The sequence below is a fragment of the Bacillus tequilensis KCTC 13622 genome (genome assembly GCF_000507145.1).
Classification (GTDB): Bacteria; Bacillota; Bacilli; order Bacillales; family Bacillaceae; genus Bacillus; species Bacillus tequilensis.
Map to the genome: position 1 here is coordinate 266,179 of NZ_AYTO01000034.1, position 24,882 is coordinate 291,060.

Below are 24,882 nucleotides of genomic sequence, written 5' to 3' on the forward strand. Positions count from 1 at the left end.
TGAGGAGTTGGTAGTTTTGAAATGGTCCGAATTAAGCATTCACACAACACATGAAGCGGTCGAACCTATCTCAAATATATTGCATGAAGCTGGTGCAAGTGGGGTTGTGATAGAGGACCCGCTTGATTTAATTAAAGAACGTGAGAATGTGTACGGGGAAATCTACCAGCTCGACCCCAATGATTATCCAGATGAGGGTGTCATTGTCAAAGCATATCTGCCGGTTAACAGTTTTCTTGGCGAAACGGTGGATGGCATTAAAGAAACGATTAATAATCTGCTTCTTTACAATATTGATTTGGGCAGAAATCACATCACGATTTCTGAAGTGAACGAAGAAGAGTGGGCGACTGCCTGGAAAAAGTATTATCATCCTGTGAAAATTTCTGAAAAGTTTACAATTGTGCCGACGTGGGAGGAATATACGCCGGTCAATACTGATGAACTGATTATTGAAATGGATCCGGGAATGGCATTCGGCACAGGCACACACCCGACAACCGTACTCTGCATTCAGGCGCTTGAACGCTTTGTGCAAAAAGGTGATAAGGTGATTGATGTCGGTACAGGTTCCGGAATTTTAAGTATTGCGGCTGCAATGCTTGAGGCTGAATCGGTTCACGCCTACGATCTTGATCCCGTGGCTGTAGAAAGTGCACGCCTCAATCTCAAGCTGAACAAAGTGAGCGATATTGCTCAAGTAAAGCAAAACAATTTGTTAGACGGAATTGAAGGGGAACACGATGTGATCGTTGCCAACATTTTGGCTGAAGTCATTCTTCGCTTTACTTCACAAGCGTTCAGTCTGTTAAAAAAAGGCGGCCACTTTATTACGTCAGGAATCATCGGTCATAAAAAACAAGAAGTAAAAGAAGCACTTGAACAAGCTGGCTTCACCATTGTAGAAATCCTTTCAATGGAAGATTGGGTCAGCATTATTGCGAAAAAATAACAGTTAGTAGGTGTCACAGCGTATGCAACGATATTTTATCGAGCTCACGAAGCTGCAAATGGAGGAAGCGCCGGCTTTTTCGATTACCGGTGAAGATGTTCATCATATCGTGAACGTGATGAGAATGAATGAGGGAGATCAGATTATCTGCTGCTCTCAGGACGGCTTCGAGGCAAAATGTGAACTTCAATCTGTTTCCAAAGATAATGTGTCCTGCCTTGTGGTAGAATGGACGAATGAAAACAGAGAGCTTCCGATAAAGGTTTATATTGCGAGCGGCCTCCCGAAAGGAGATAAGCTTGAATGGATTATCCAAAAGGGGACTGAGCTCGGAGCTTATGCCTTTATTCCTTTTCAAGCCACCCGTTCTGTTGTCAAGCTGGATGACAAAAAGGCAAAGAAAAAGCGGGAAAGATGGACGAAGATTGCGAAGGAAGCGGCTGAACAATCTTACCGTAACGAAGTGCCGGAAGTAATGGATGTCCTTTCTTTTCAGCAGCTTCTTCAAAGGATGCAGGACTTCGATAAATGTGTCGTTGCATACGAGGAGTCATCAAAGCAAGGGGAAATAAGCGCATTCAGTGCGGCTATAAGCAGCCTTCCGAAAGGATCATCTCTTTTGATCGTATTTGGTCCCGAAGGCGGTTTAACAGAAGCGGAGGCTGAACGGCTCACAGAGAAAAACGGTGTGCTGAGCGGCCTCGGACCGAGAATTTTAAGGACAGAAACCGCTCCGCTATACGCGTTGAGTGCGATTTCTTATCAAACAGAGTTATTAAGAGGTGATCAATAATGGCAACTGTTGCTTTCCATACGCTTGGCTGTAAAGTCAACCACTATGAAACAGAAGCAATCTGGCAGCTTTTCAAAGAAGCGGGCTATGAAAGAAGAGATTTTGAACAAACCGCTGATGTATATGTCATTAATACATGTACGGTAACAAACACGGGAGATAAAAAAAGCCGCCAAGTGATCAGACGCGCCATTCGTCAAAATCCTGACGGTGTCATCTGTGTCACAGGCTGCTATGCGCAAACCTCGCCTGCTGAGATTATGGCGATCCCTGGTGTCGATATTGTAGTCGGAACGCAGGACCGGGAAAAAATGCTCGGCTATATCGATCAATACCGTGAAGAACGCCAGCCGATTAACGGCGTCGGCAATATCATGAAAGCAAGAGTGTATGAGGAGCTCGATGTACCTGCATTCACGGACCGGACAAGAGCGTCATTGAAAATACAGGAAGGCTGCAATAATTTCTGCACATTCTGTATCATTCCGTGGGCGCGCGGCCTACTCCGCTCACGCGACCCTGAAGAAGTCATTAAACAAGCGCAGCAGCTTGTCGATGCCGGATATAAAGAAATTGTTTTGACTGGTATTCATACAGGCGGCTACGGCGAAGATATGAAAGATTACAACTTCGCTAAGCTTTTGAGCGAATTAGACACACGTGTTGAAGGCGTGAAACGGATCAGAATTTCTTCAATCGAAGCCAGCCAAATCACAGACGAAGTGATCGAGGTTTTAGACCGCTCAGATAAGATTGTGAACCATTTGCATATTCCTATCCAATCGGGATCTAACACAGTGCTTAAACGGATGAGACGTAAATATACGATGGAGTTTTTTGCTGACCGTTTAAACAAACTGAAAAAAGCACTGCCGGGCTTAGCTGTTACTTCTGATGTCATTGTAGGGTTCCCTGGCGAAACAGAAGAGGAATTTATGGAAACCTATAACTTTATTAAAGAACATCAATTCTCTGAACTGCATGTTTTCCCTTACAGCAAACGTACAGGAACGCCGGCTGCGCGAATGGAAGATCAAGTGGATGAAAACGTCAAAAATGAACGTGTGCATCGCCTGATTGCTCTTTCTGACCAGCTTGCGAAGGAATACGCATCTCAGTATGAAAATGAAGTGCTTGAAATCATTCCTGAAGAAGCGTTTAAGGAAACAGAAGAAGAGAACATGTTTGTCGGTTACACAGACAACTATATGAAGGTTGTTTTCAAAGGAACGGAAGATATGATCGGCAAAATCGTGAAAGTCAAAATTCTAAAAGCAGGCTATCCTTACAATGAAGGCCAATTTGTCCGTGTTGTTGAGGACGAAATAACGGAACATATGCGTTTGTCTTCTTAACCTAAAAACCGGTGCATTTACATGACATGTACCGGTTTTTTATTTAGCTGGGATAAGGAAGTGAATGAAGCGGTAAAACAAGTTTGTAAGCGGAAGAAATAAAAAGGCTGTCACCACATTAAATAAAAGGCTGAAATGCGCGATCCTTTGTGCGGGATCAGCTGACAGCTGTTCTACAAAACCTGTGGCTGCCGTCAGAAAAGGTAATACAATAGCTACCCCCAGTACGTTGAATACCACATGGGCATACGCTGTCTGCTTCGCCGCATATCCGCCGGATACAGCTGCCATGACAGCTGTCACGCATGTCCCGATATTTGACCCGAGTACAACGCTCATCGCCTGTGTCAATCCGATCATGCCTTCATTCATAAAGCTCATCAAAATGCCGATACAAACAGAGCTTGAGTGAATGATGGCCGTTAACACCATACCGATGAGCAAAGCGGACCAGTTTGAATCGTTCACGTGGTATAGAACCTCTGCTCCCGTTTTCAGCTTTGTCAGCGGCCCTGCAAGATGGCTGAATCCGCTGATGCAAAAAAAGATGATGCCGAGACCGAGAAAGCTTGTTCCCAGCTGTTTGAAAGGATATCTGCCCGTCAAAAAAAACAATGCCCCGCCTATCAAAAGAATCCAAATCAGAACATCCATTTTGATGGCAATAAATTCAGTAGTAAAAGTAGACCCGACGTTAGTTCCCAAAATCATCGGTATCGTCCGTTTAAAAGAAAGGACGCCCGCACTTACAAAGCCGATGACAATGACCATAAAGGCTGAACTGCTTTGAAGAATTCCCGTAAATATAATGCTGACAAGAAACGCTTTTAACGGATGGTCCGTAAACAAAAGCAAACGGTCTTCAATTTTTGAGTAAGCCATGGAAATTAAGCCTTTTCGAAGCAAGTTCATGCCAGCGAGAAAGAATAATATAAGAGCAGTAAAACTGATCAGAATTAACATTTAATTCACCAACCCCTTTCCATCATTATATAGACAGGCAGTCACACTCATGACGGAAAAGTGAACTCACTTAGTTGACCTGACTCATGGCTTATATTATAATGTCAAAGTACATGTTTATATGTGTAACTTAAAGGTAGTCGATTGGTGTATTCGGAGGGAGGGAAAGAGAATGTCAAAAACGGTCGTTAGAAAAAACGAATCGCTTGAAGATGCTCTTCGTCGCTTCAAACGCAGTGTATCAAAGACAGGTACTTTGCAAGAAGCAAGAAAGCGTGAATTTTATGAAAAACCTAGCGTAAAGCGCAAGAAAAAGTCTGAAGCTGCTAGAAAACGCAAATTCTAAAAGAGGGTGGATTTATGAGTCTTCTTGAGCGTCTCAACCAGGATATGAAGCTGTATATGAAAAACCGTGAGAAAGACAAACTGACTGTCGTTCGAATGGTTAAGGCTTCACTTCAAAATGAAGCAATTAAGCTTAAGAAAGACAGTTTGACCGAGGATGAGGAACTCACTGTCCTTTCTCGTGAACTTAAGCAACGTAAAGACTCCCTCCAGGAATTTTCAAACGCTAATCGTTTAGATTTAGTAGATAAAGTTCAAAAAGAGCTGGACATTTTAGAAGTTTATTTACCTGAGCAGCTGTCAGAAGAAGAGCTGCGTACAATCGTAAATGAAACCATCGCGGAGGTCGGTGCGAGCTCAAAAGCGGACATGGGCAAAGTGATGGGGGCAATTATGCCTAAAGTAAAAGGTAAAGCTGACGGAAGTTTAATTAATAAGCTTGTGAGCAGTCAACTGTCTTAAATGGCAAAGAAAAGGACATCTTTCTAAGAGAGATGTCTTTTTTTATACATAAAAAAATGAAACCTTTGATACATTTGTTACGTATGAAGAGAAGGCAATGATTTTAAAAGGAAGGAGGGATACACCGCCCTTGCTTCACATCAAAGGATTCCGTGCTGCTCTGTTGAGCATATTTTTATTATCTTTATTAGGCGTACAGCTGAATGCAAAAGCAGAAAAACAAACGGTTTATGTGATCCCGGTTGAAAAAAATGTCGAACAGGGCCTTGTCTCATTTTTGTCCCGTTCGTTACAAGATGCAAAGAAAGAGCATGCAGATCATATTATTCTTGATATCAATACGCCGGGAGGCTTGGTCAAATCAGCTATTGATATCGCGGATACGATAACTGAAAGCGAGATCCCAGTAACTGCGTATGTAAACAAACGCGCGTTGTCAGCTGGTGCATATATCGCCCTGCAAGCTGATCACATTTATATGGCGCCCGGCGGAAAAATGGGAGCGGCCGCGATTATTGACGGCAAAGGCAACGCCGCTGACCAAAAAGCTGAATCACTTTGGCTGGCAGAAATGGAAGATGCAGCAGTGAAAAATAACCGCGATCCAAAATATGCGCTCGCAATGGCTGACCCGACTATAGATGCCAAGGAAGTCGGCGCACCGAAGGGAGATCTGCTGACACTTAACGCTGATAAGGCGATTGATGTAGGCTATTCAGAAGGCACTGCTGACAATTTATCTGCGCTCGTAAAGAAGCTTGGGTTTGAAAAAGCGCATATCAGCTATGCAAAGGAAAGCTTTGCAGAAAAGACAGCGAGATGGCTGACAAACCCGATTATTGTTCCTATTTTGCTGACCATCGCTTTTTTAGGTCTGACGGTAGAGCTCTTTTCCCCGGGCGTCGGCATTCCTGGAACGGTTGGATTCATCGCTTTGCTGCTGTTTTTTTACGGGCATCTCGCAGCAGGTCTTGCCGGATACGAGACGGTTCTCCTCTTTATAGCAGGGGTGATCCTCATCCTGCTTGAGATTTTCCTTCCCGGAGGAATCATTGGATTGCTTGGTTTGGGAGCGATTATTGCGAGCCTGTTTTTAGCCGCGGGGAGCTTCACTGTCATGGCGGTTTCTCTCTTGATCGCCTCAGCTGTTTCGATTACAGCTTTTATTTTACTGACAAGGGTGTTGGGAAAGCGTATGAAATTCTTTAAGAAATTGATATTAAATGATTCTACAAATACGGAAAGCGGTTACGTATCAAATCAAACACGCACGGACCTAATGGGTAAAGTAGGTGTCACCTTTACACCGCTGCGTCCTGCCGGCACCGTCATTATTGATGATGAACGTCTTGACGTAGTTTCAGAGGGATCATTTACTGAAAAAGATAAGAAAGTAAAAGTGATTAAGGTAGAAGGCTCACGCATAGTTGTGAGAGAAATTTAAATAGAAACGAGGAGAAGTTATATGGATCCGTCAACACTTATGATTTTTGCGATTGTCGCAGTCGCGATCATTGTCTTGGCTGTATTTTTTACATTTGTGCCTGTGATGCTTTGGATTTCAGCTTTAGCGGCAGGAGTAAAAATCAGCATTTTCACTCTAGTGGGAATGAGGCTTCGCCGAGTCATACCGAATCGGGTTGTTAACCCGCTGATTAAAGCGCATAAAGCGGGACTTAATGTTGGAACAAACCAGCTTGAAAGTCACTATCTGGCTGGAGGTAATGTTGACAGAGTTGTCAATGCGCTTATCGCCGCCCAGCGTGCGAACATTGAACTCACATTTGAACGCTGTGCCGCCATTGATCTTGCCGGCCGGGATGTATTGGAAGCTGTTCAAATGAGCGTTAATCCTAAGGTCATTGAAACACCGTTCATTGCCGGTGTGGCGATGGACGGGATTGAAGTGAAAGCGAAAGCGAGAATCACAGTAAGAGCGAATATCGAACGTCTCGTCGGGGGAGCGGGGGAAGAAACTATTGTTGCCCGTGTCGGTGAAGGGATCGTCTCCACAATCGGTTCATCCGAAAATCACAAAAAAGTGCTTGAAAACCCCGACATGATTTCTCAGACGGTACTTGGAAAAGGATTGGACTCAGGAACGGCATTTGAAATTCTCTCGATTGATATTGCTGATGTTGACATCGGTAAAAATATCGGTGCGATTTTACAAACTGATCAGGCCGAGGCTGATAAAAACATCGCGCAGGCAAAAGCGGAAGAACGCCGTGCGATGGCTGTTGCCCAAGAACAGGAAATGCGCGCCCGCGTAGAAGAAATGCGCGCGAAAGTGGTAGAGGCCGAAGCGGAAGTGCCGCTTGCGATGGCGGAAGCTTTGCGTGAAGGAAATATTGGCGTCATGGATTACATGAATATCAAAAACATCGATGCTGACACAGAAATGCGTGATTCATTCGGCAAGCTGACGAAAGATTCGTCTGATGAAGACCGCAAATCATAATCTCTCTAAGAAGGGAGAACGCTGATGGAAGATATACTGACCAATCCGCTTATCATTGCAGCGATTATCGGAATTATTTCTGCGATTTTTGGAAAAAAAAGCAAAGAAGAAAAGAAGCACAGCCAAAACAGAAATAAGCCTCAGCAGGTGAAAACGGCTTCTCCTCCAAAGAAGCAGTCAACAGAAGAAGCTCCTATACCTATTCCTAACCGCATGGAACAGGTAAGCCGAGAAGCCGAAGAAAGACGCAGAGAAACAGAAAGAAACCTGAAAGGGCTGGAACGTGACCTTACTGCCGCTAAACAAAAAGCAGTATACACAAAACAAAAAATGCTCCAGGTGAATAAAGACACCGTGGTGCAGGGGATCGTCTTAGGAGAGGTATTTGGACCTCCAAGGGCAAAAAAACCTCACCATACATTGCGCTCGGCCCGCAAAAATTAAAGTGTTAGAACCTCCTTTCAAATCATACATATGAGATGAAAGGGGGTTCTTTTTGTATGGGGCAAAGAAAGAATCGAGTGAAAGCTTGGCTGACAAGAGCATTGGAAATTCCCCCGGACGTTATGATGGATCTGCCGCGGATTACAATGGTTGGCAGACTTCATATCTACATAGAAAACCACAGAGGCCTTTTGCTTTTTAGTGAGAATGAAGTGAGGCTGATGCTGAAGCAGGGCCAGTGCATCATATCAGGAAAAAACTTTGTCATCAAGGCGATTCTACCCGAAGAAATTCTTTTGGAGGGTACGATTGATGTCGTTCGATATGTTGAGTCATAAAGCCGAGGGGGAAATGTTGTGAAAAATAAATGGCTGTCTTTTTTTTCGGGTAAGGTCCAGCTTGAATTGACGGGAAGAGGAATTGAACGGCTTCTAAATGAATGCATCAGACAGGGAATTCCGGTCTTTCATGTCGAAAAAAAGAAAGAAGCCGTATTGTTATATATACAGCTTCAGGATGTACATGCCTTTCGGCGGGTGAGAAGAAAATTTAAATGTAAAGCCCGATTTATTAACCGGAAGGGATTCCCTTTCCTTTTGCTCAAATCAAAGCTGAATATAGGGTTTTCGATCGGTTTTGCGATGTTTTTTATCCTTTTGTTTTTGCTTTCCAATATGGTGTGGAAAATTGATGTGACAGGCGCTAAGCCTGAAACGGAACATCAAATGATGCAGCATCTTAAAGAAATCGGCGTTAAAAAGGGGCGTCTGCAGTTTTTAATGCTGTCGCCAGAAAAAATACAAAAATCGTTAACCAATGGAATAGACAATATCACTTGGGTCGGAGTTGATCTGAAGGGGACGACCATTCACATGAAAGTCGTGGAAAAAAATGAGCCCGAAAAAGAAAAGTATGCCAGTCCGCGCAATATTGTCGCCAAAAAGAAAGCGACCATTACAAGAATGTTTGTCCAAAAAGGGCAGCCGATGGCACAAATCCACGATCATGTGGAAAAGGGGCAGCTGCTTGTTTCGGGGCTGATCGGCAGCGAAGATCATCAGCAGGAAGTCGCCTCAAAAGCAGACATTTACGGAGAAACCTGGTACAGATCCGAAGTAACCGTCCCGCTTGAAACATTATTTAACGTTTATACGGGCAAAGTAAGGACAAAGCACAAGCTTTCTTTTGGCTCTTGGGCAATCCCTATCTGGGGGATGACGTTTAAAAAAGAGGAATTAAAGCACCCAAAAACAGAACAAGAAAAGCATTCGCTGAATTTTCTCGGATTTAAGCTCCCTGTATCCTATATCAAAGAGCAAACGAGAGAAAGTGAAGAGGCTTTGCGAAAATATACGAAAGAAGAAGCGGTTCAAGAAGGCATTAAAATGGGTAAACAGGATGTAGAGGATAAAATAGGCGAAAACGGCGAGGTGAAAAGTGAAAAAGTTTTGCACCAGACTGTTAGGAATGGTAAAGTAAAGTTGATTATTCTCTACCAAGTTATAGAAGATATCGTTCAAACCACACCTATTGTCAGGGAGACTGAAGAATGACAGAACATTTACTTGCGATGAATCAAAAACTGAAAAGTCCGGACGAGGCGCTTTCATTGTTCGGGAACCAAGATTCTTTTTTGAAATTGATGGAGAAAGATCTGAATGTAAATATCATTACGCGCGGCGAAACGATTTATGTTTCAGGCGATGAAGAATCGTTTCAGATGGCAGACAAGCTGCTGGGATCGCTCCTCGCTTTAATTCGCAAGGGGATAGAGATCTCTGAACGTGATGTGATTTACGCCATCAAAATGGCAAAGAAGAATGAACTTGAATACTTTGAAAGCATGTATGAAGAAGAAATCACAAAGAACGCAAAAGGCAAATCAATCCGTGTAAAAACGATGGGACAGCGAGAATACGTGGCTGCTATGAAGCGGAATGACCTTGTATTCGGAATCGGCCCGGCGGGAACCGGGAAAACGTACCTGGCTGTCGTAAAAGCAGTCCATGCGTTAAAAAACGGACATATCAAAAAAATCATTTTAACAAGACCTGCCGTGGAAGCCGGTGAAAGCCTTGGTTTTCTGCCAGGTGATCTCAAAGAAAAAGTAGATCCTTATTTGCGCCCGCTGTATGACGCCCTTCATGATGTGCTTGGAGCAGATCATACAGAACGTCTGATGGAAAGAGGCATCATTGAAATTGCTCCCCTTGCGTATATGAGGGGACGGACGCTTGATGATGCTTATGTTATACTGGATGAAGCACAGAATACCACGCCTGCTCAAATGAAAATGTTTTTGACGAGACTGGGTTTTGGCTCTAAAATGATCATTACAGGTGACGTTAGCCAAATTGATCTGCCGAAAGGCGTCAAATCGGGACTTGCAGTAGCGAAGGAGATGCTGAAAGGAATAGACGGCATTTCTATGATTGAGTTAGACCAGACAGACGTGGTCAGACATCCGCTTGTTGCGAAAATTATTGAAGCATACGATAAGCAAAATTAATGCTTAATGACCCGATCGCGCGTTATCGGGTCATTTTTATGATTGCTTATGGGCTTGATGTTTCAAGAGGAGGTTCTTGTGTTGAAAAAAAAGGGGAAGACCGAAAGCAGACCAAACAAAAGGAGCAGCTTTAAAAACGCCCGCTCCATGAATGTCCTGCTGTATCTTCTGCTGGCTGCCATTATGTTTGCTTTGCTCTTTGTACATGTTAAGCCGGAAACACTTGATTTAGACCTATTTTCAGTCAGCGACAAGACCATTTATGCTCCGGCAACCGTGGAAGACCAAAAAGCGACAGAGGAAAAAAAGCAAGCCGCTGAGGACGCGGTTGAAGATCAATATACATTGAAAAAAGAATATACAGACAATCGGATTGACCTTGTGTCATCTATATTCGACAGTATCAGCGAAGTGAAAAAATCAGCGGAAGAAGGCGGCAAATCACCATCCGAAAAATCAATGGTTAAGTCTGTAAAGGACAAATTGACTTCAGATGTGAATGATTCGATTTCAGAGGATTCCATCAAGACATTGCTGAAAGCGGACCGTGAAGACTTTTCTTTCGTCAGAGATACAGTCATAACGGCAGTGAATACGGTGATGAGCAGTGAAATCCCGTCGGATAAACTATTGGACGCGAAGGATAAAGTAGAAAAAGAGCTAAAGAGCAACTCTATCCCGTCTAAATACTTAGGAGCTGCAATAGAAATCGGGCGTTTTGCTATTATTCCGAATTACGTTTTTGATCCAAAAGCGACAGAGGCAAAGCGGCAGGAAGCGTCAGACAATGTCCAGCAGGTTCAGATCAAGCAGGGGCAGGTGCTTGTGGAAGAAAATGACCTCATTGATCGGGAAGTGTACAGAAAACTTGAACTGACTGGGTTATTAAATAACTCTAATCTCTTTAAGCCGATCAGCGGCCTTTTGATCATGATCGGACTTTTCATTGCAACCCTTGTGTATTATTTTGAAAAACAGAAACAAAATCTGAAATTTAAAAACCGATCCATCCTGCTGTTCTCTATTATCACAACGCTTTTGCTTGTGATCATGGAGGTCGTCAGTTTATTTCAAAAGATGGAATATAATAATATTGGTTATCTCGTTCCTATTGCGGCCGGTGCGATTTTAATCAAGCTGCTGATGAATGAACGCATCGCCATTTTGGGAAGTATCATTCTTGCGATTTGCGGAAGTATGATGTTTAATCAGGGTGTGACAGGTACATTCAATTATGTCATTGGGATTTATTATTTGATCAGCGGGATTTCGGGTGTTTTATTTTTAGGAAAACACAATGCCAGATCAAAGATTTTGCAGACCGGGCTTTTCGTGGCATTTATTAATATGGTTGTCGTTCTTTCCTTATTATTGATCCAAAACACCGCGCTGTCGGGTCTTGAAATTGGAACGCTAATGCTGATGGGCGTAGTGTCAGGGTTTGCTTCATCTGTACTGATCATCGGCTTGATGCCGTTTTTTGAAACTGGCTTTGGCATTTTATCCACTATGAGGCTGATCGAGCTGTCTAATCCTAACCATCCGCTGCTGCGCAAAATACTGACAGAAACACCAGGTACATATCATCACAGTGTAATGGTCGCCAATTTGTCAGAGGCAGCCTGTGAGGCAGTTGGGGCTAATGGTTTGCTTGCGAGAGTCGGCGCGTATTATCACGATCTTGGAAAAACAAAGCGTCCGCAATATTTTATTGAAAACCAAATGAATATTGACAATCCGCATGACAAGCTGTCTCCTCAGCTGAGTAAAAATATTATTATCTCGCATACGACTGATGGTGCGAACATGCTGAGAAGCTATAAATTTCCGAAAGAGCTTATCGACATTGCTGAGCAGCATCACGGAACCTCGCTTTTGAAGTTCTTTTATTATAAAGCGAAGGAAAAAGGCGACCAGATTACAGAAGAAGAGTTCCGTTATCCGGGACCGAAGCCGCAGTCAAAGGAAGCAGCGATTATATCTGTGGCAGACAGTGTTGAAGCGGCTGTCAGATCAATGCACAATCCAAACCCTGAACGAATTGAAAAGCTTGTCCGGGGGATTATTTCCGATAAGCTGCAGGACGGACAATTCAGTGAATGCGATTTGACATTTAAAGAGTTGGATACCATCGCAAAAACGCTTTGTGCCACATTAAAAGGAATTTTCCACTCCCGGATCGAATATCCGGAGGCTACTAAGAAGGTGAAATAGATGAGTTTACTGATTGATATCGTTGATGAAACGGGGAGTGTCTCAGAAGAGATGCTTAAAGAAGTAGAAAATCTGCTTCAATTTGCCGCTGAGCGTGAAGGCGTTCAGGATCAGGCTGAAGTTTCTGTCACGATCGTTACCAATGAAGATATACAACAGATTAATAAAGAATATCGCGGAAAGGATACGCCGACAGATGTCATCTCATTTGCTCTTGAAGAAGAGGGAGAAGGCGAGGTCGAGATCGTGGGCGCTGAAATACCGCCTGTTTTAGGTGATATTATCATCAGTGCAGATCGCACGAGAGAGCAGGCAGAGGAATATAATCATTCTTTTAAAAGAGAACTCGGATTTCTTGCCGTGCACGGATTCCTGCACCTTTTAGGATATGACCATATGACGAAAGAGGAAGAAGAGGAGATGTTTACTAAGCAAAAGGATTTGCTGGACGCCTATGGACTCAAGAGATCATAGAAATGAGCTGAGACGATTCTTCAAAAGCTTCGTCCATGCAGGCCGGGGCATCTGGGAAACAGCGCGGACGGAGCGGAATTTCCAATTTCATGCCGCTGCCGCCTGCGCAGTTCTCATTTGCGGCTTCCTCGTGGGGCTCAGTCCGATTGAGTGGGCGATTATTTTTCTTTTAATCGGAGGAATGTTTTCGCTAGAGCTTTTAAATACAGCCGTGGAACATACGGTTGATTTAATAACAGACAAACATCACCCTCTCGCTAAAGCGGCTAAGGACGCTGCCGCCGGGGCTGTTTGCGTTTTTGCCGTGATTTCGTGTATCATTGGTTTACTAATTTTTTTGCCAAAGCTGTAATAGCTGAAAATTCTTACATTTATTTTACATTTTTAGAAATGGGCGTGAAAAAAAGCGTGCGATTATGTAAAATATAAAGTGATAGCGGTACCATTAGAGGTAAGAGAGGAATGTACACATGAACAGACAAGAGTTAATAACAGAAGCTTTAAAAGCGCGAGATATGGCATATGCGCCCTATTCCAAGTTCCAAGTAGGAGCCGCTCTTCTTACCAAGGATGGAAAAGTGTACAGAGGCTGCAATATTGAGAACGCGGCATACAGCATGTGCAATTGCGCTGAGCGTACCGCTTTATTTAAAGCTGTTTCTGAGGGGGATACAGAGTTTCAGATGCTGGCCGTTGCGGCTGACACCCCTGGACCGGTATCTCCATGCGGAGCCTGCCGTCAGGTGATTTCTGAGCTTTGCACAAAGGACGTTATTGTCATACTGACCAATTTACAAGGACAAATAAAAGAAATGACTGTGGAAGAATTATTGCCAGGCGCATTTTCATCGGAGGATTTACATGACGAACGAAAGTTTTAAATCGGGATTTGTATCTATTATTGGAAGACCAAACGTAGGAAAATCTACATTTTTGAACAGAGTCGTTGGACAAAAAATCGCGATTATGAGCGATAAGCCCCAAACGACGAGAAACAAGGTGCAAGGAGTTTTGACGACAGGCACATCACAAACGATTTTTATTGACACACCAGGGATTCACAAACCTAAGCATAAGCTTGGGGACTTTATGATGAAAGTGGCGCAAAATACATTAAAAGAAGTTGATTTGGTTTTGTTTATGATCAATGCCGAGGAAGGGTACGGGAAAGGCGACGAATTCATCATTGAAAAATTGCAGAACATGTCTACGCCTGTATTTTTAATCGTAAACAAAATTGACAAAATTCATCCTGATCAATTGCTTCTGTTAATTGACGAATATCGCAAACGTTATCCTTTTAAGGAAATTGTTCCGATTTCTGCTCTAGAAGGAAATAATATCGAAACATTGCTTACGCAGATAGAAGCGTATTTGCCTGAAGGACCGCAATTCTATCCAAGTGACCAGGTGACAGACCACCCGGAACGGTTTATCATTTCTGAACTAATCAGGGAAAAGGTGCTGCATCTGACGAGAGAAGAAATTCCGCACAGTATTGCGGTGGCCATAGAGTCCATCAAAGGGCAGGACAACGGTTCCGTGCACGTAGCGGCAACGATTGTGGTCGAACGGGATTCCCAGAAAGGCATTGTGATTGGGAAAAAAGGAAGCCTGCTGAAAGAGGTCGGAAAAAGGGCGAGAGCGGATATTGAAGCGCTGTTAGGCTCCCGTGTCTACCTTGAATTGTGGGTCAAAGTGCAGAAAGACTGGCGTAATAAAATGTCCCAGCTTCGCGATTTTGGCTTTAAAGAGGATGAATATTAATTTCTTGCTGTGTCATGATCTCACAGGACTAGGGATACATTAGCAAATTTTGTTTAACATGAAATGGAGGACATCTGGTCAAGATAAAGGTAAGAATTTGGAGTTTAGGTAAGCTAGTTTAACTACAGAAAGGTGGGTTTCTTGTGTTGAATTTTACCTGGAACGTATTTTCTCAAACAGGAAATGTTGATACGTATCTTCTTTTTAAAGAACTGGAAAAAGAGAACATGGAAAGACCCGAAGAACTAGAGGATGAGCTAGCCCGATTTGATTATCCAATTTTATAGACCTCTTGGCCGCTCCTGCTTTAGGAAGGTGCGGAAATGCTGACAAAATGTGAAGGAATCGTTCTTCGCACAAATGATTACGGAGAGACGAATAAAATCGTTACTTTACTGACAAGAGAACACGGAAAAATAGGTGTGATGGCACGAGGCGCCAAAAAACCGAACAGCCGTTTATCAGCAGTCAGCCAGCCCTTTTTGTATGGTTCATTCTTAATGCAAAAAACAACGGGTCTCGGAACGCTTCAGCAGGGTGAAATGATCCTCAGCATGAGAGGCATCAGGGAAGATTTGTTTTTAACAGCATATGCTGCCTATATTGCTGAGCTAGTCGATAAAGGCACAGAAGAAAAGAAGCCAAACCCTTTTTTATTTGAATTTATTTTAGAGTCGTTTAAACAGCTGAATGAAGGAACAGATCCGGATGTCATCTTATTCATTGCTCAAATGAAAATGCTGGGTGTCATGGGGCTGTATCCTGAGCTGAATCACTGCGTGCATTGTAAAAGCCAGGACGGGACCTTTCATTTCTCTGTTCGCGATAACGGTTTTATTTGCCATCGCTGTTTTGAAAAAGATCCTTACAGGGTCCCGATTAAGCCGCAAACGGCAAGGCTGTTGAGGCTGTTTTATTACTTCGATCTTTCGAGGCTGGGCAATGTGTCCTTAAAACAGGAAACAAAAGCTGAATTAAAGCAAGTGATTGATTTATATTATGATGAATATTCAGGGTTATATTTAAAATCAAAGCGCTTTTTAGATCAAATGGAAAGCATGAAGCATCTTTTAGGTGAAAACAAAAGTTGACATCTGGTCCATCTTTTTATATGATCATTTATTATAAAATATGTTGCAGTGAGAGAAAGAAGTACTTGCGTTTACCTCATGAAAGCGACCTTAGGGCGGTGTAAGCTAAGGATGAGCACGCAACGAAAGGCATTCTTGAGCAATTTTTAAAAAAGAGGCTGGGATTTTGTTCTCAGCAACTAGGGTGGAACCGCGGGAGAACTCTCGTCCCTATGTTTGCGGCAGGCAAGCATAGAGACGGGAGTTTTTTGGTTGCCGCCGCAGTCATCTTATGAAAGAAAAGTGGAGGTGCTTGAAATGAATATTCAAGACATGATTCTAACCTTGCAAAAGCATTGGTCCAGTCAGGGCTGTGTGCTGATGCAGGCTTACGATGTAGAAAAAGGAGCCGGCACGATGAGCCCGTATACATTTTTGCGCAGTATTGGGCCTGAACCGTGGAAAGTGGCTTACGTGGAGCCTTCCAGACGTCCTGCCGACGGACGATACGGGGAGAATCCAAACAGACTGTATCAGCATCATCAGTTTCAGGTGATTATCAAACCGTCTCCGGATAACATTCAAGAGCTGTATTTAGATTCCTTGCGCGCACTGGGAATTGATCCGCTTGAGCATGATATCCGCTTTGTTGAAGACAACTGGGAGAATCCGTCTTTAGGCTGTGCAGGTCTCGGCTGGGAAGTATGGCTTGACGGAATGGAGATTACACAATTTACGTATTTTCAGCAGGTCGGAGGACTTGAGTGTAAACCGGTTTCAGTAGAAATTACGTACGGAATTGAACGTCTTGCGTCTTATATCCAGGATAAAGAGAATGTTTTTGATTTGGAATGGACGTCAGGATTTACAGTGAAAGATTTATTCATGATGGCGGAATATGAGCATTCCGTTTATACGTTTGAAACATCAAATGTCGATATGCTGTTCCAATTGTTCAGCACGTATGAAAAAGAAGCGATCAATCAAATGGACAACGGACTTGTTCATCCAGCATATGATTATGTGCTGAAATGCTCGCATACCTTCAACTTGCTTGATGCCAAAGGTGCGATCTCTGTTACTGAGCGGACAGGATATATTGCGAGAGTGCGGAATTTAGCGAGAAAAGTAGCAAAAACCTACTACGAGGAACGAGAAAAACTAGGGTTCCCAATGCTTAAAGGGGAGGGTTCTTCTCATGAGTAAACAGGATTTACTTTTAGAGATTGGATTAGAGGAAATGCCGGCGCGCTTTTTGAATGAAAGCATGATTCAGCTTGGCGAGAAGCTGACAGGCTGGCTTAAAGAAAAAAATATCACCCACGGTGAAGTGAAGCTCTTCAATACACCTAGACGTCTTGCTGTTTTCGTGAAAGATGTAGCAGAAAAGCAGGATGATATAAAAGAAGAAGCAAAAGGGCCAGCGAAAAAAATTGCCCTTGATGCAGACGGTAACTGGACAAAAGCGGCAATCGGCTTTTCAAAAGGCCAAGGCGCAGACGTAAAAGACCTGTACATCAAAGAAGTAAAAGGCATAGAGTATGTATTCGTGCAAAAATTCCAAGCCGGTCAAGAAACAAAGTCTCTTCTGCCGGAACTGGGCAGTTTAGTTACGAGCTTGCATTTCCCGAAAAACATGCGCTGGGGAAATGAAGATTTGCGTTATATCCGGCCGATCAAATGGATTGTTGCTTTATTTGGACAGGATGTCATCCCATTTTCGATCACAAACGTTGAGTCTGGACGGACAACACAGGGACACCGTTTCCTTGGACATGAAGTGTCAATTGAATCACCTTCAGCTTATGAAGAGCAGCTGAAGGAACAGCGTGTTATTGCTGATCCAGACGCCCGGAAACAAATGATTCAATCTCAGCTGGAAGCGATGGCTGCAGAGAACAATTGGAGCATTCCGGTTGATAAAGACCTTCTTGATGAAGTAAATCATTTAGTCGAATACCCAACAGCTCTTTACGGTTCATTTGAATCTGAGTTTCTGTCAATTCCTGAGGAAGTGCTTGTCACGACAATGAAAGAGCATCAGCGCTACTTCCCTGTCAAAGACAAGAACGGTGAATTACTGCCTCACTTTATCACAGTTCGAAACGGCAACAGCCACGCGATCGAAAATGTGGCCCGAGGCAATGAAAAAGTGCTGCGCGCGCGTTTATCTGATGCATCATTCTTCTACAAGGAAGATCAGAAGCTAAACATTGATGCAAACGTGAAGAAGCTTGAAAACATTGTTTTCCATGAAGAGCTTGGTTCTCTTGCTGATAAGGTGAGAAGAGTCACTTCAATTGCAGAGAAGCTTGCCGTCCGTCTCCAGGCTGATGAAGATACAATAAAACATGTGAAACGGGCTGCTGAAATTTCTAAATTCGACCTCGTCACGCATATGATATACGAATTCCCTGAGCTTCAAGGAATTATGGGCGAAAAGTATGCGAGAATGCTTGGCGAAGATGAAGCTGTGGCTGCGGCAGTCAACGAACACTATATGCCTAGATCAGCGGGCGGAGAAACACCTTCTACTTTCACCGGAGCTGTTGTAGCAATGGCGGATAAGCTTGACACCATCGCGTCATTCTTCTCTATCGGCATTATTCCGACAGGTTCTCAGGATCCTTACGGGCTGCGCCGCCAAGCGAGCGGTATTGTTGCGATTCTTCTTGACCGAAACTGGGGAATTTCGTTTGATGAGCTGCTTACTTTTGTACAAACAGAAAAAGAAAATGAACTGCTTGATTTCTTCACTCAGCGCCTGAAATATGTCTTGAATGCTGAGCAGCTTAGACATGATGTCATTGACGCCGTGCTGGAAAGCTCTGAGCTTGAGCCATATTCAGCACTGCACAAAGCACAAGTGCTGGAACACAAGCTTGGTGCGCCAGGCTTTAAGGAAACAGCGGAGGCTTTGGGCCGAGTGATCTCTATCAGCAAAAAGGGAGTCCGCGGAGATATTCAGCCTGATTTGTTTGAAAATGAATATGAAGCAAAACTGTTTGATGCCTACAAAACAGCGAAGCAAAATCTGCAGGACAACTTCAGCAAAAAAGATTACGAGGCGGCGCTTGCTTCACTTGCAGCCTTGAAAGAACCAATTGATGCTTACTTCGATCATACAATGGTTATAGCAGATAATGAGACATTAAAGGCAAACCGTTTGGCGCAAATGGTAAGCTTGGCGGATGAGATCAAGTCCTTTGCGAATATGAATGCCCTTATTGTAAAATGAAGAGAGAAAAGGCGGTTGCTGTGTGATCGGTAATCGTCTTTTCCCTATTTATAAGTTTTTTTGTTTGATGACAAGATATTTACGATATAATATGGATTATTATTTCTTTACATAGATATGAAGTGAAAAGGTGGTGAGTACGATCGAACTAAATAAACGGCAAGAACATATTTTGCAGATTGTAAAAGAAAACGGGCCGATTACAGGGGAGCATATTGCAGAAAAGCTGAACCTAACCAGAGCAACGTTGCGTCCGGATTTAGCCATACTCACCATGTCTGGATTCCTGGAGGCGCGCCCGAGAGTCGGTTATTTCTACACCGGGAAAACCGGAACCCAGCTTTTAGCAGATAAACTTAAAAAGCTTCAGGTGAAAGACTTTCAATCTATCCCCGTAGTCATTCACGAAAACGTTTCTGTGTATGATGCGATTTGCACCATGTTTTTAGAAGATGTGGGTACTCTGTTTGTGGTGGACCGCGATGCAGTTTTGGTCGGGGTGCTTTCACGAAAAGACTTGCTCAGAGCGAGCATTGGCCAGCAGGAGCTTACATCAGTCCCTGTTCATATCATCATGACAAGGATGCCGAACATTACGGTGTGCAGACGCGAGGATTATGTGATGGACATTGCAAAGCACTTGATAGAAAAACAAATTGATGCACTGCCTGTCATCAAAGATACCGATAAAGGCTTTGAAGTAATCGGCAGAGTGACAAAAACAAATATGACAAAAATACTTGTCAGTTTATCTGAAAATGAAATCCTATAAGATCGCAAACTAACGGGGGGATAATATGAATAACCGCATCATCTATGTTGTATCGGATTCCGTCGGGGAAACGGCTGAATTGGTCGTAAAAGCAGCGCTCAGCCAATTTAACGGATCAGCGGACGATACACATGTAAGAAGAATACCTTATGTTGAAGACATAGGCACGATCAATGAAGTGATTTCACTTGCGAAGGCAGACGGCGGCATTATTTGTTTTACACTCGTGGTGCCGGAAATCAGGGAATATTTGATTGCCGAAGCGGATAAAGCGAATGTTTTATATTATGATATTATCGGCCCGTTAATTGACAAAATGGAAACAGCCTACGGTTTAACAGCGAAATACGAACCGGGGCGGGTGCGCCAGCTTGATGAAGACTATTTCAAAAAAGTGGAGGCCATCGAGTTTGCGGTAAAATACGATGATGGACGTGACCCGAGAGGAATTTTAAAAGCTGATATCGTTTTGATCGGCGTATCGAGAACGTCTAAAACACCGCTGTCTCAATATCTCGCCCACAAGCGCCTAAAGGTTGCCAATGTTCCGATTGTACCTGAGGTTGACCCGCCGGAAGAACTCTTCAACGTTGACCCGAAAAAATGCATAGGCTTGAAGATCAGTCCCGATAAACTGAATCATATCAGAAAAGAACGGTTAAAGTCACTTGGGCTTAATGACAAAGCGATCTATGCAAATATCAACAGAATTAAAGAGGAACTGGAATATTTCGAAAAAATTGTGGATCGGATCGGGTGCCAGGTTGTTGATGTTTCAAATAAAGCGGTTGAAGAAACAGCGAATATTATCCATCATCTTAAAACAAAGAACATGTAACTCAGGACGCTCTATCCTGGGTTTTTGGCTATGCCAAAAGGGAATAATGAAAAACAATAGCATCTTTATGAAGTTTGTATTATAATAAAAAATTGTGATAAAATGATTAATTTTAGGTTTAAGGTTCGTGTGATACGAATAAACTATTATGGGTAAGATGTCAAGAATTTCTCCCGGAAATTTTTCGACAAATCCATATAGACCCGTAATGATAATGGATGTGCGATTTTGCTTGCTTTTATGCAGGAGTTTAATGGAGGGATGGAGAATTACTCTTCTTAACGAACAAAAAAAGACGATTTTTGTCGATGCTGATGCTTGTCCGGTAAAAGATGAAATTTTACAAACAGCATCCGAATATGAAGTTCAAGTTCTTTTTGTCGCTTCATTTGAACATTTTCAGCTTTCCAGAAGTAAGGAAGAAAAATGGAAGTATGTTGATCCTCATAAAGAAGCTGCTGATTTATATATCGCAAATCATGTGAAAACGGGAGATATTGTTGTGACGCAGGACATCGGATTAGCATCCCTGCTGTTGAACAGAAATGTCTCCGTCATGTCGGAAAGAGGGCGTCTTTACAAAGAAGACACGATTGATTTTGCGCTTGAGAGCCGTCATTTTTCCGGCAAACAAAGGAGAAAAGGCATATACGCCAAAGGGCCTAAAAAATTAAATAAAGAAGATCGAGAACGATTTATTACACTGCTGCAAAAAATCCTGTCGAACGATGAAGGGATTTTGCACTAATACATCGAATAATGTACGACGGAGTGTTATAAGATGGGAAATCGCATACCAGATGAAATTGTGGATCAGGTGCAAAAGTCGGCAGATATCGTTGAAGTCATAGGTGATTATGTTCAATTAAAGAAGCAAGGCCGAAACTACTTTGGACTCTGCCCTTTTCATGGAGAAAGCACACCTTCGTTTTCCGTATCGCCCGACAAACAGATATTTCATTGCTTTGGCTGCGGAGCGGGCGGCAATGTTTTCTCTTTTTTAAGGCAGATGGAAGGCTATTCATTTGCCGAGTCGGTTTCTCACCTTGCAGACAAATACCAAATTGATTTTCCGGATGATATAACAGTCCATTCCGGAGCCCGGCCAGAATCTTCTGCAGACCAAAAAATGGCTGAGGCCCATGAGCTCTTGAAGAAATTTTACCATCATTTGTTAATAAATACAAAAGAAGGTCAAGAAGCGCTGGACTATCTGCTTTCCAGGGGCTTTACGAAAGAGCTTATTGATGAATTTCAGATCGGCTATGCTCTTGATTCTTGGGACTTCATCACGAAATTTCTCGGGAAGCGGGGCTTTAGTGAGGCGCAAATGGAGAAAGCGGGTCTCCTGATCAGGCGCGAAGACGGGAGCGGATATTTTGACCGTTTCAGAAACCGCGTCATGTTTCCGATCCATGATCATCACGGAGCGGTTGTCGCTTTCTCAGGCAGGGCTCTTGGCAGCCAGCAGCCTAAATATATGAACAGTCCTGAAACGCCGCTTTTTCATAAAAGCAAACTGCTTTACAACTTTTACAAGGCCCGCCTTCATATCAGAAAGCAGGAAAGAGCAGTCTTGTTTGAAGGGTTTGCCGATGTCATATCGGCTGTCAGCTCGGGTGTAAAAGAAAGCATAGCCACGATGGGAACCTCTTTGACAGATGACCATGTCAAGATACTGAGAAGAAATGTCGAAGAAATCATTCTTTGCTATGATTCTGATAAAGCCGGTTATGAAGCCACTTTAAAAGCTTCTGAGCTTCTGCAAAATAAAGGCTGCAAAGTCAGAGTTGCAATGATTCCTGACGGATTAGATCCTGACGATTACATCAAAAGGTTCGGCGGGGAAAAATTTAAAAACGACATTATCGACGCCAGTGTCACCGTGATGGCCTTCAAAATGCAATATTTCCGAAAAGGAAAGAACCTGTCCGACGAAGGAGATCGCTTAGCATATATTAAAGACGTACTGAGAGAAATCAGCGCGCTTTCAGGGTCTCTTGAGCAGGAAGTTTATGTGAAACAGCTTGCTTCGGAGTTTTCGCTTTCACAGGAGTCTTTAACCGAGCAACTGTCTGTTTTCAGCAAGCAAAACAAGCCTGCTGACAATAGCGGTGAAACGAAAACGCGGCGAGCGCATCTGACGACAAAAGCAAGGCAAAAGCGTCTGCGTCCGGCGTATGAAAATGCAGAAAGGCTGTTACTCGCCCACATGCTTCGAGATCGAAGCGTCATCAAAAAAGTGATTGACCGGGTAGGCTTTCAATTTAATATTGATGAGCACCGAGCATTAGCCGCCTATCTTTACGCTTTTTATGAGGAGGGAGCCGAGCTTACGCCTCAGCATCTGATGGCTAGGGTGACGGATGATCATATAAGTCAGCTCTTGTCTGATATTTTAATGCTTCAGGTTAATCAAGAGCTCAGCGAAGCCGAATTATCAGATTATGTAAAAAAAGTGTTGAATCAAAGAAATTGGTCAATGATAAAAGAAAAAGAGGCGGAGAGAGCCGAAGCCGAAAGGCAAAAAGATTTTTTGAGAGCTGCATCTTTGGCTCAAGAAATCGTTACATTGAACCGATCTTTAAAATAACCGCAAAATTGATGAGGAGCATGTATTGGCAATGATTCCTTGCGGAGGAGCAAATAGATCGCTTGACCTCATCATGAATTGTCATATCATTATTCGCACATTGTTAAAGGCAACTCACAAAGAAAACGCCTGAATGGACCGAATAAGAATCATACCGCTTATAGAATTCGTTGCAAGCTTTGGAAGGAGGGATCCATAATGGCTGATAAACAAACCCACGAGACAGAATTAACATTTGACCAAGTAAAAGAGCAATTAACAGAGTCTGGTAAAAAACGTGGTGTTCTGACATATGAAGAAATTGCCGAGCGTATGTCCAGCTTTGAAATTGAATCAGACCAAATGGATGAGTATTATGAATTTTTAGGTGAACAAGGTGTTGAATTAATTAGTGAGAATGAAGAAACAGAAGATCCTAATATTCAGCAGCTTGCCAAAGCCGAAGAAGAATTTGACCTTAATGACCTAAGTGTACCGCCTGGCGTCAAAATCAATGACCCAGTTCGTATGTATCTAAAGGAAATCGGCCGGGTTAACCTTCTTTCTGCAAAAGAAGAAATCGCCTACGCTCAAAAGATTGAGGAAGGTGACGAAGAATCTAAACGCAGATTGGCTGAAGCGAACCTGCGGCTTGTTGTCAGTATCGCAAAACGGTATGTCGGACGCGGAATGCTGTTCCTTGACCTGATCCAGGAAGGAAACATGGGTCTGATGAAAGCCGTTGAAAAATTTGATTACCGTAAAGGTTATAAATTCAGTACGTATGCTACGTGGTGGATTAGACAGGCGATTACTCGTGCTATTGCCGATCAGGCGAGAACGATCCGGATTCCCGTTCATATGGTTGAAACCATTAATAAATTAATCCGTGTACAACGTCAGCTACTTCAAGATTTAGGCAGAGAACCAACACCTGAGGAAATTGCGGAAGATATGGATTTAACACCTGAAAAAGTGCGTGAAATCTTGAAGATTGCCCAAGAGCCGGTATCTCTGGAAACGCCGATCGGTGAAGAGGATGACTCGCATCTTGGTGATTTCATTGAAGACCAAGAAGCTACTTCACCTTCAGACCACGCCGCATATGAGCTATTGAAAGAGCAGCTGGAAGATGTACTTGATACGTTAACTGATCGTGAAGAAAATGTATTGCGTCTTCGATTCGGTCTTGATGACGGCCGTACAAGAACTTTAGAAGAGGTCGGCAAGGTATTTGGAGTAACGAGAGAGCGTATTCGACAAATCGAAGCCAAAGCGTTGCGGAAACTAAGACATCCTAGCAGAAGTAAACGTTTGAAAGATTTCCTCGAATAAGATGGAACGGGTCGTGCAGATCCGTTCTTCTTTTTTTAAAAAAAGAGATATGGATAATATGCCTTTATTTTACTGAAAAATGATGTCATTTGCAAATGAACATTGTGGTAAAAAATTTCAAAATCTGTTTCCATATTTTCTATTGTAAGCGTATACAATACAATATACAATAGTATAAAAAGGATATTAGAGAAATAGGCATGTTTCTATTCAATTTTGTATAAAGTGTGAATAAAAAACTTTTGTACAGCAATCCATTTACTTTTTGTTAAAATAAGTTAGAATTAGAAGTGTTTACATAGGGGGAAGGATCAAAAA

At 43.0% G+C, this 24,882-nt stretch carries 26 protein-coding genes and 1 other annotated feature; of the genes, 25 read left to right on the forward strand and 1 reads right to left on the reverse strand.

Annotated elements, in window-relative coordinates; translation table 11 throughout:
• Positions 1-16: 16 nt before the first annotated feature.
• Genes prmA through mtaB form a run of 3 tightly spaced genes read left to right on the forward strand, consistent with a single transcriptional unit; the run spans position 17 to position 3,100 of the window.
• Positions 17-952, forward strand: a complete 936-nt coding sequence (prmA, locus tag V756_RS0112840; RefSeq protein ID WP_024715002.1) for a 50S ribosomal protein L11 methyltransferase — start codon at positions 17-19, stop codon at positions 950-952.
• Positions 953-974: 22 nt separating this feature from the next.
• Positions 975-1,745, forward strand: coding sequence for a 16S rRNA (uracil(1498)-N(3))-methyltransferase (locus V756_RS0112845; RefSeq protein WP_024715003.1), 771 nt, complete (start codon positions 975-977; stop codon positions 1,743-1,745).
• Positions 1,745-3,100, forward strand: a complete 1,356-nt coding sequence (gene mtaB / locus V756_RS0112850) for a tRNA (N(6)-L-threonylcarbamoyladenosine(37)-C(2))-methylthiotransferase MtaB (RefSeq protein ID WP_024715004.1) — start codon at positions 1,745-1,747, stop codon at positions 3,098-3,100. The genes V756_RS0112845 and mtaB overlap by 1 nt, the downstream gene beginning before the upstream one ends.
• A gap of 39 nt (positions 3,101-3,139) precedes the next feature.
• Here mtaB and V756_RS0112855 read toward each other — a convergent pair whose 3' ends face one another.
• Positions 3,140-4,063 carry a Na/Pi symporter gene (locus V756_RS0112855; RefSeq protein WP_024715005.1) on the reverse strand — a complete coding sequence of 308 codons (924 nt, stop codon included), beginning with the start codon at positions 4,061-4,063 and terminating at the stop codon, positions 3,140-3,142.
• Between the two features lie 172 nt (positions 4,064-4,235).
• On the opposite strand from V756_RS0112855, the gene rpsU reads away from it, so the two are divergent.
• The 22 genes from rpsU to rpoD all read left to right on the forward strand — a co-directional run bounded on the left by rpsU (position 4,236) and on the right by rpoD (position 24,564).
• Positions 4,236-4,409 (forward strand): 30S ribosomal protein S21, encoded by a 174-nt coding sequence (gene rpsU, locus V756_RS0112860; RefSeq protein WP_003152957.1) that lies wholly within the window; start codon positions 4,236-4,238, stop codon positions 4,407-4,409.
• Positions 4,410-4,423: 14 nt separating this feature from the next.
• Complete coding sequence (locus V756_RS0112865) at positions 4,424-4,870, forward strand: GatB/YqeY domain-containing protein (protein WP_003230022.1); 447 nt, start codon at positions 4,424-4,426, stop codon at positions 4,868-4,870.
• A gap of 130 nt (positions 4,871-5,000) precedes the next feature.
• The gene (locus V756_RS0112870) at positions 5,001-6,314 is read left to right on the forward strand and encodes an NfeD family protein (protein ID WP_024715006.1); all 1,314 of its coding nucleotides are present in this window, start codon (positions 5,001-5,003) and stop codon (positions 6,312-6,314) included.
• 21 nt (positions 6,315-6,335) lie between these two features.
• Positions 6,336-7,331: a flotillin-like protein FloA gene (gene floA, locus V756_RS0112875; protein WP_024715007.1), complete on the forward strand. Its 996-nt coding sequence runs from the start codon at positions 6,336-6,338 to the stop codon at positions 7,329-7,331.
• 24 nt (positions 7,332-7,355) lie between these two features.
• Positions 7,356-7,775, forward strand: a complete 420-nt coding sequence (locus tag V756_RS0112880) for a YqfB family membrane protein (RefSeq protein WP_024715008.1) — start codon at positions 7,356-7,358, stop codon at positions 7,773-7,775.
• Positions 7,776-7,831: 56 nt separating this feature from the next.
• Positions 7,832-8,113 carry a sporulation protein YqfC gene (yqfC, locus tag V756_RS0112885; protein WP_003237082.1) on the forward strand — a complete coding sequence of 94 codons (282 nt, stop codon included), beginning with the start codon at positions 7,832-7,834 and terminating at the stop codon, positions 8,111-8,113.
• A gap of 18 nt (positions 8,114-8,131) precedes the next feature.
• Positions 8,132-9,328, forward strand: coding sequence for a sporulation protein YqfD (yqfD, locus tag V756_RS0112890; protein ID WP_024715009.1), 1,197 nt, complete (start codon positions 8,132-8,134; stop codon positions 9,326-9,328).
• Complete coding sequence (locus V756_RS0112895) at positions 9,325-10,284, forward strand: PhoH family protein (RefSeq protein WP_024715010.1); 960 nt, start codon at positions 9,325-9,327, stop codon at positions 10,282-10,284. The genes yqfD and V756_RS0112895 overlap by 4 nt, the downstream gene beginning before the upstream one ends.
• 78 nt (positions 10,285-10,362) lie before the next feature.
• Positions 10,363-12,498 (forward strand): cyclic-di-AMP phosphodiesterase PgpH, encoded by a 2,136-nt coding sequence (pgpH, locus tag V756_RS0112900; RefSeq protein ID WP_081719857.1) that lies wholly within the window; start codon positions 10,363-10,365, stop codon positions 12,496-12,498.
• A complete protein-coding gene (gene ybeY, locus V756_RS0112905; RefSeq protein ID WP_024715012.1) occupies positions 12,499-12,972 on the forward strand; it encodes an rRNA maturation RNase YbeY in 474 nt (157 codons plus the stop codon).
• The gene (locus tag V756_RS0112910) at positions 12,953-13,324 is read left to right on the forward strand and encodes a diacylglycerol kinase family protein (protein WP_024715013.1); all 372 of its coding nucleotides are present in this window, start codon (positions 12,953-12,955) and stop codon (positions 13,322-13,324) included. The genes ybeY and V756_RS0112910 overlap by 20 nt, the downstream gene beginning before the upstream one ends.
• A 118-nt stretch (positions 13,325-13,442) precedes the next feature.
• A complete protein-coding gene (locus tag V756_RS0112915) occupies positions 13,443-13,853 on the forward strand; it encodes a cytidine deaminase (protein WP_024715014.1) in 411 nt (136 codons plus the stop codon).
• The gene (gene era / locus V756_RS0112920) at positions 13,834-14,739 is read left to right on the forward strand and encodes a GTPase Era (protein ID WP_024715015.1); all 906 of its coding nucleotides are present in this window, start codon (positions 13,834-13,836) and stop codon (positions 14,737-14,739) included. The genes V756_RS0112915 and era overlap by 20 nt, the downstream gene beginning before the upstream one ends.
• Positions 14,740-14,882: 143 nt before the next feature.
• Positions 14,883-15,026: a YqzL family protein gene (locus V756_RS01000000122380; RefSeq protein WP_003230053.1), complete on the forward strand. Its 144-nt coding sequence runs from the start codon at positions 14,883-14,885 to the stop codon at positions 15,024-15,026.
• 36 nt (positions 15,027-15,062) lie between these two features.
• Positions 15,063-15,830: a DNA repair protein RecO gene (gene recO, locus V756_RS0112930; protein ID WP_024715016.1), complete on the forward strand. Its 768-nt coding sequence runs from the start codon at positions 15,063-15,065 to the stop codon at positions 15,828-15,830.
• A 39-nt stretch (positions 15,831-15,869) separates the two neighbouring features.
• Positions 15,870-16,045 (forward strand) — a binding site (T-box leader).
• Between the two features lie 82 nt (positions 16,046-16,127).
• Positions 16,128-17,015: a glycine--tRNA ligase subunit alpha gene (glyQ, locus tag V756_RS0112935; protein WP_024715017.1), complete on the forward strand. Its 888-nt coding sequence runs from the start codon at positions 16,128-16,130 to the stop codon at positions 17,013-17,015.
• Complete coding sequence (glyS, locus tag V756_RS0112940; protein ID WP_024715018.1) at positions 17,008-19,047, forward strand: glycine--tRNA ligase subunit beta; 2,040 nt, start codon at positions 17,008-17,010, stop codon at positions 19,045-19,047. Before glyQ ends, glyS begins: the two co-directional genes overlap by 8 nt.
• A gap of 133 nt (positions 19,048-19,180) precedes the next feature.
• Positions 19,181-19,819, forward strand: a complete 639-nt coding sequence (gene ccpN / locus V756_RS0112945) for a transcriptional regulator CcpN (protein ID WP_003237058.1) — start codon at positions 19,181-19,183, stop codon at positions 19,817-19,819.
• 25 nt (positions 19,820-19,844) lie between these two features.
• Positions 19,845-20,657 carry a pyruvate, water dikinase regulatory protein gene (locus V756_RS0112950; RefSeq protein WP_003226219.1) on the forward strand — a complete coding sequence of 271 codons (813 nt, stop codon included), beginning with the start codon at positions 19,845-19,847 and terminating at the stop codon, positions 20,655-20,657.
• Between the two features lie 253 nt (positions 20,658-20,910).
• A complete protein-coding gene (locus tag V756_RS0112955) occupies positions 20,911-21,405 on the forward strand; it encodes a YaiI/YqxD family protein (RefSeq protein WP_024715019.1) in 495 nt (164 codons plus the stop codon).
• Between the two features lie 33 nt (positions 21,406-21,438).
• Entirely contained in the window at positions 21,439-23,250 is a 1,812-nt protein-coding gene (gene dnaG, locus V756_RS0112960; protein ID WP_024715020.1) for a DNA primase, read from the forward strand.
• Positions 23,251-23,448: 198 nt separating this feature from the next.
• Complete coding sequence (gene rpoD / locus V756_RS0112965) at positions 23,449-24,564, forward strand: RNA polymerase sigma factor RpoD (RefSeq protein ID WP_003226225.1); 1,116 nt, start codon at positions 23,449-23,451, stop codon at positions 24,562-24,564.
• Positions 24,565-24,882 lie beyond the last annotated feature (318 nt).

Excerpts from the sequence above, each read along its gene's own strand:
- V756_RS0112845 (WP_024715003.1), top strand. The coding sequence starts at position 975 with ATGCAACGATATTTTATCGAGCTCACGAAGCTGCAAATGGAGGAAGCG.
- mtaB (WP_024715004.1), top strand. The coding sequence starts at position 1,745 with ATGGCAACTGTTGCTTTCCATACGCTTGGCTGTAAAGTCAACCACTAT.
- V756_RS0112855 (WP_024715005.1), bottom strand. The coding sequence starts at position 4,063 with ATGTTAATTCTGATCAGTTTTACTGCTCTTATATTATTCTTTCTCGCT.
- rpsU (WP_003152957.1), top strand. The coding sequence starts at position 4,236 with ATGTCAAAAACGGTCGTTAGAAAAAACGAATCGCTTGAAGATGCTCTT.
- V756_RS0112865 (WP_003230022.1), top strand. The coding sequence starts at position 4,424 with ATGAGTCTTCTTGAGCGTCTCAACCAGGATATGAAGCTGTATATGAAA.
- floA (WP_024715007.1), top strand. The coding sequence starts at position 6,336 with ATGGATCCGTCAACACTTATGATTTTTGCGATTGTCGCAGTCGCGATC.
- V756_RS0112880 (WP_024715008.1), top strand. The coding sequence starts at position 7,356 with ATGGAAGATATACTGACCAATCCGCTTATCATTGCAGCGATTATCGGA.
- yqfC (WP_003237082.1), top strand. The coding sequence starts at position 7,832 with ATGGGGCAAAGAAAGAATCGAGTGAAAGCTTGGCTGACAAGAGCATTG.
- V756_RS0112895 (WP_024715010.1), top strand. The coding sequence starts at position 9,325 with ATGACAGAACATTTACTTGCGATGAATCAAAAACTGAAAAGTCCGGAC.
- ybeY (WP_024715012.1), top strand. The coding sequence starts at position 12,499 with ATGAGTTTACTGATTGATATCGTTGATGAAACGGGGAGTGTCTCAGAA.
- V756_RS0112910 (WP_024715013.1), top strand. The coding sequence starts at position 12,953 with ATGGACTCAAGAGATCATAGAAATGAGCTGAGACGATTCTTCAAAAGC.
- V756_RS0112915 (WP_024715014.1), top strand. The coding sequence starts at position 13,443 with ATGAACAGACAAGAGTTAATAACAGAAGCTTTAAAAGCGCGAGATATG.
- era (WP_024715015.1), top strand. The coding sequence starts at position 13,834 with ATGACGAACGAAAGTTTTAAATCGGGATTTGTATCTATTATTGGAAGA.
- recO (WP_024715016.1), top strand. The coding sequence starts at position 15,063 with ATGCTGACAAAATGTGAAGGAATCGTTCTTCGCACAAATGATTACGGA.
- glyQ (WP_024715017.1), top strand. The coding sequence starts at position 16,128 with ATGAATATTCAAGACATGATTCTAACCTTGCAAAAGCATTGGTCCAGT.
- glyS (WP_024715018.1), top strand. The coding sequence starts at position 17,008 with ATGAGTAAACAGGATTTACTTTTAGAGATTGGATTAGAGGAAATGCCG.
- V756_RS0112950 (WP_003226219.1), top strand. The coding sequence starts at position 19,845 with ATGAATAACCGCATCATCTATGTTGTATCGGATTCCGTCGGGGAAACG.
- V756_RS0112955 (WP_024715019.1), top strand. The coding sequence starts at position 20,911 with ATGGAGGGATGGAGAATTACTCTTCTTAACGAACAAAAAAAGACGATT.
- dnaG (WP_024715020.1), top strand. The coding sequence starts at position 21,439 with ATGGGAAATCGCATACCAGATGAAATTGTGGATCAGGTGCAAAAGTCG.
- rpoD (WP_003226225.1), top strand. The coding sequence starts at position 23,449 with ATGGCTGATAAACAAACCCACGAGACAGAATTAACATTTGACCAAGTA.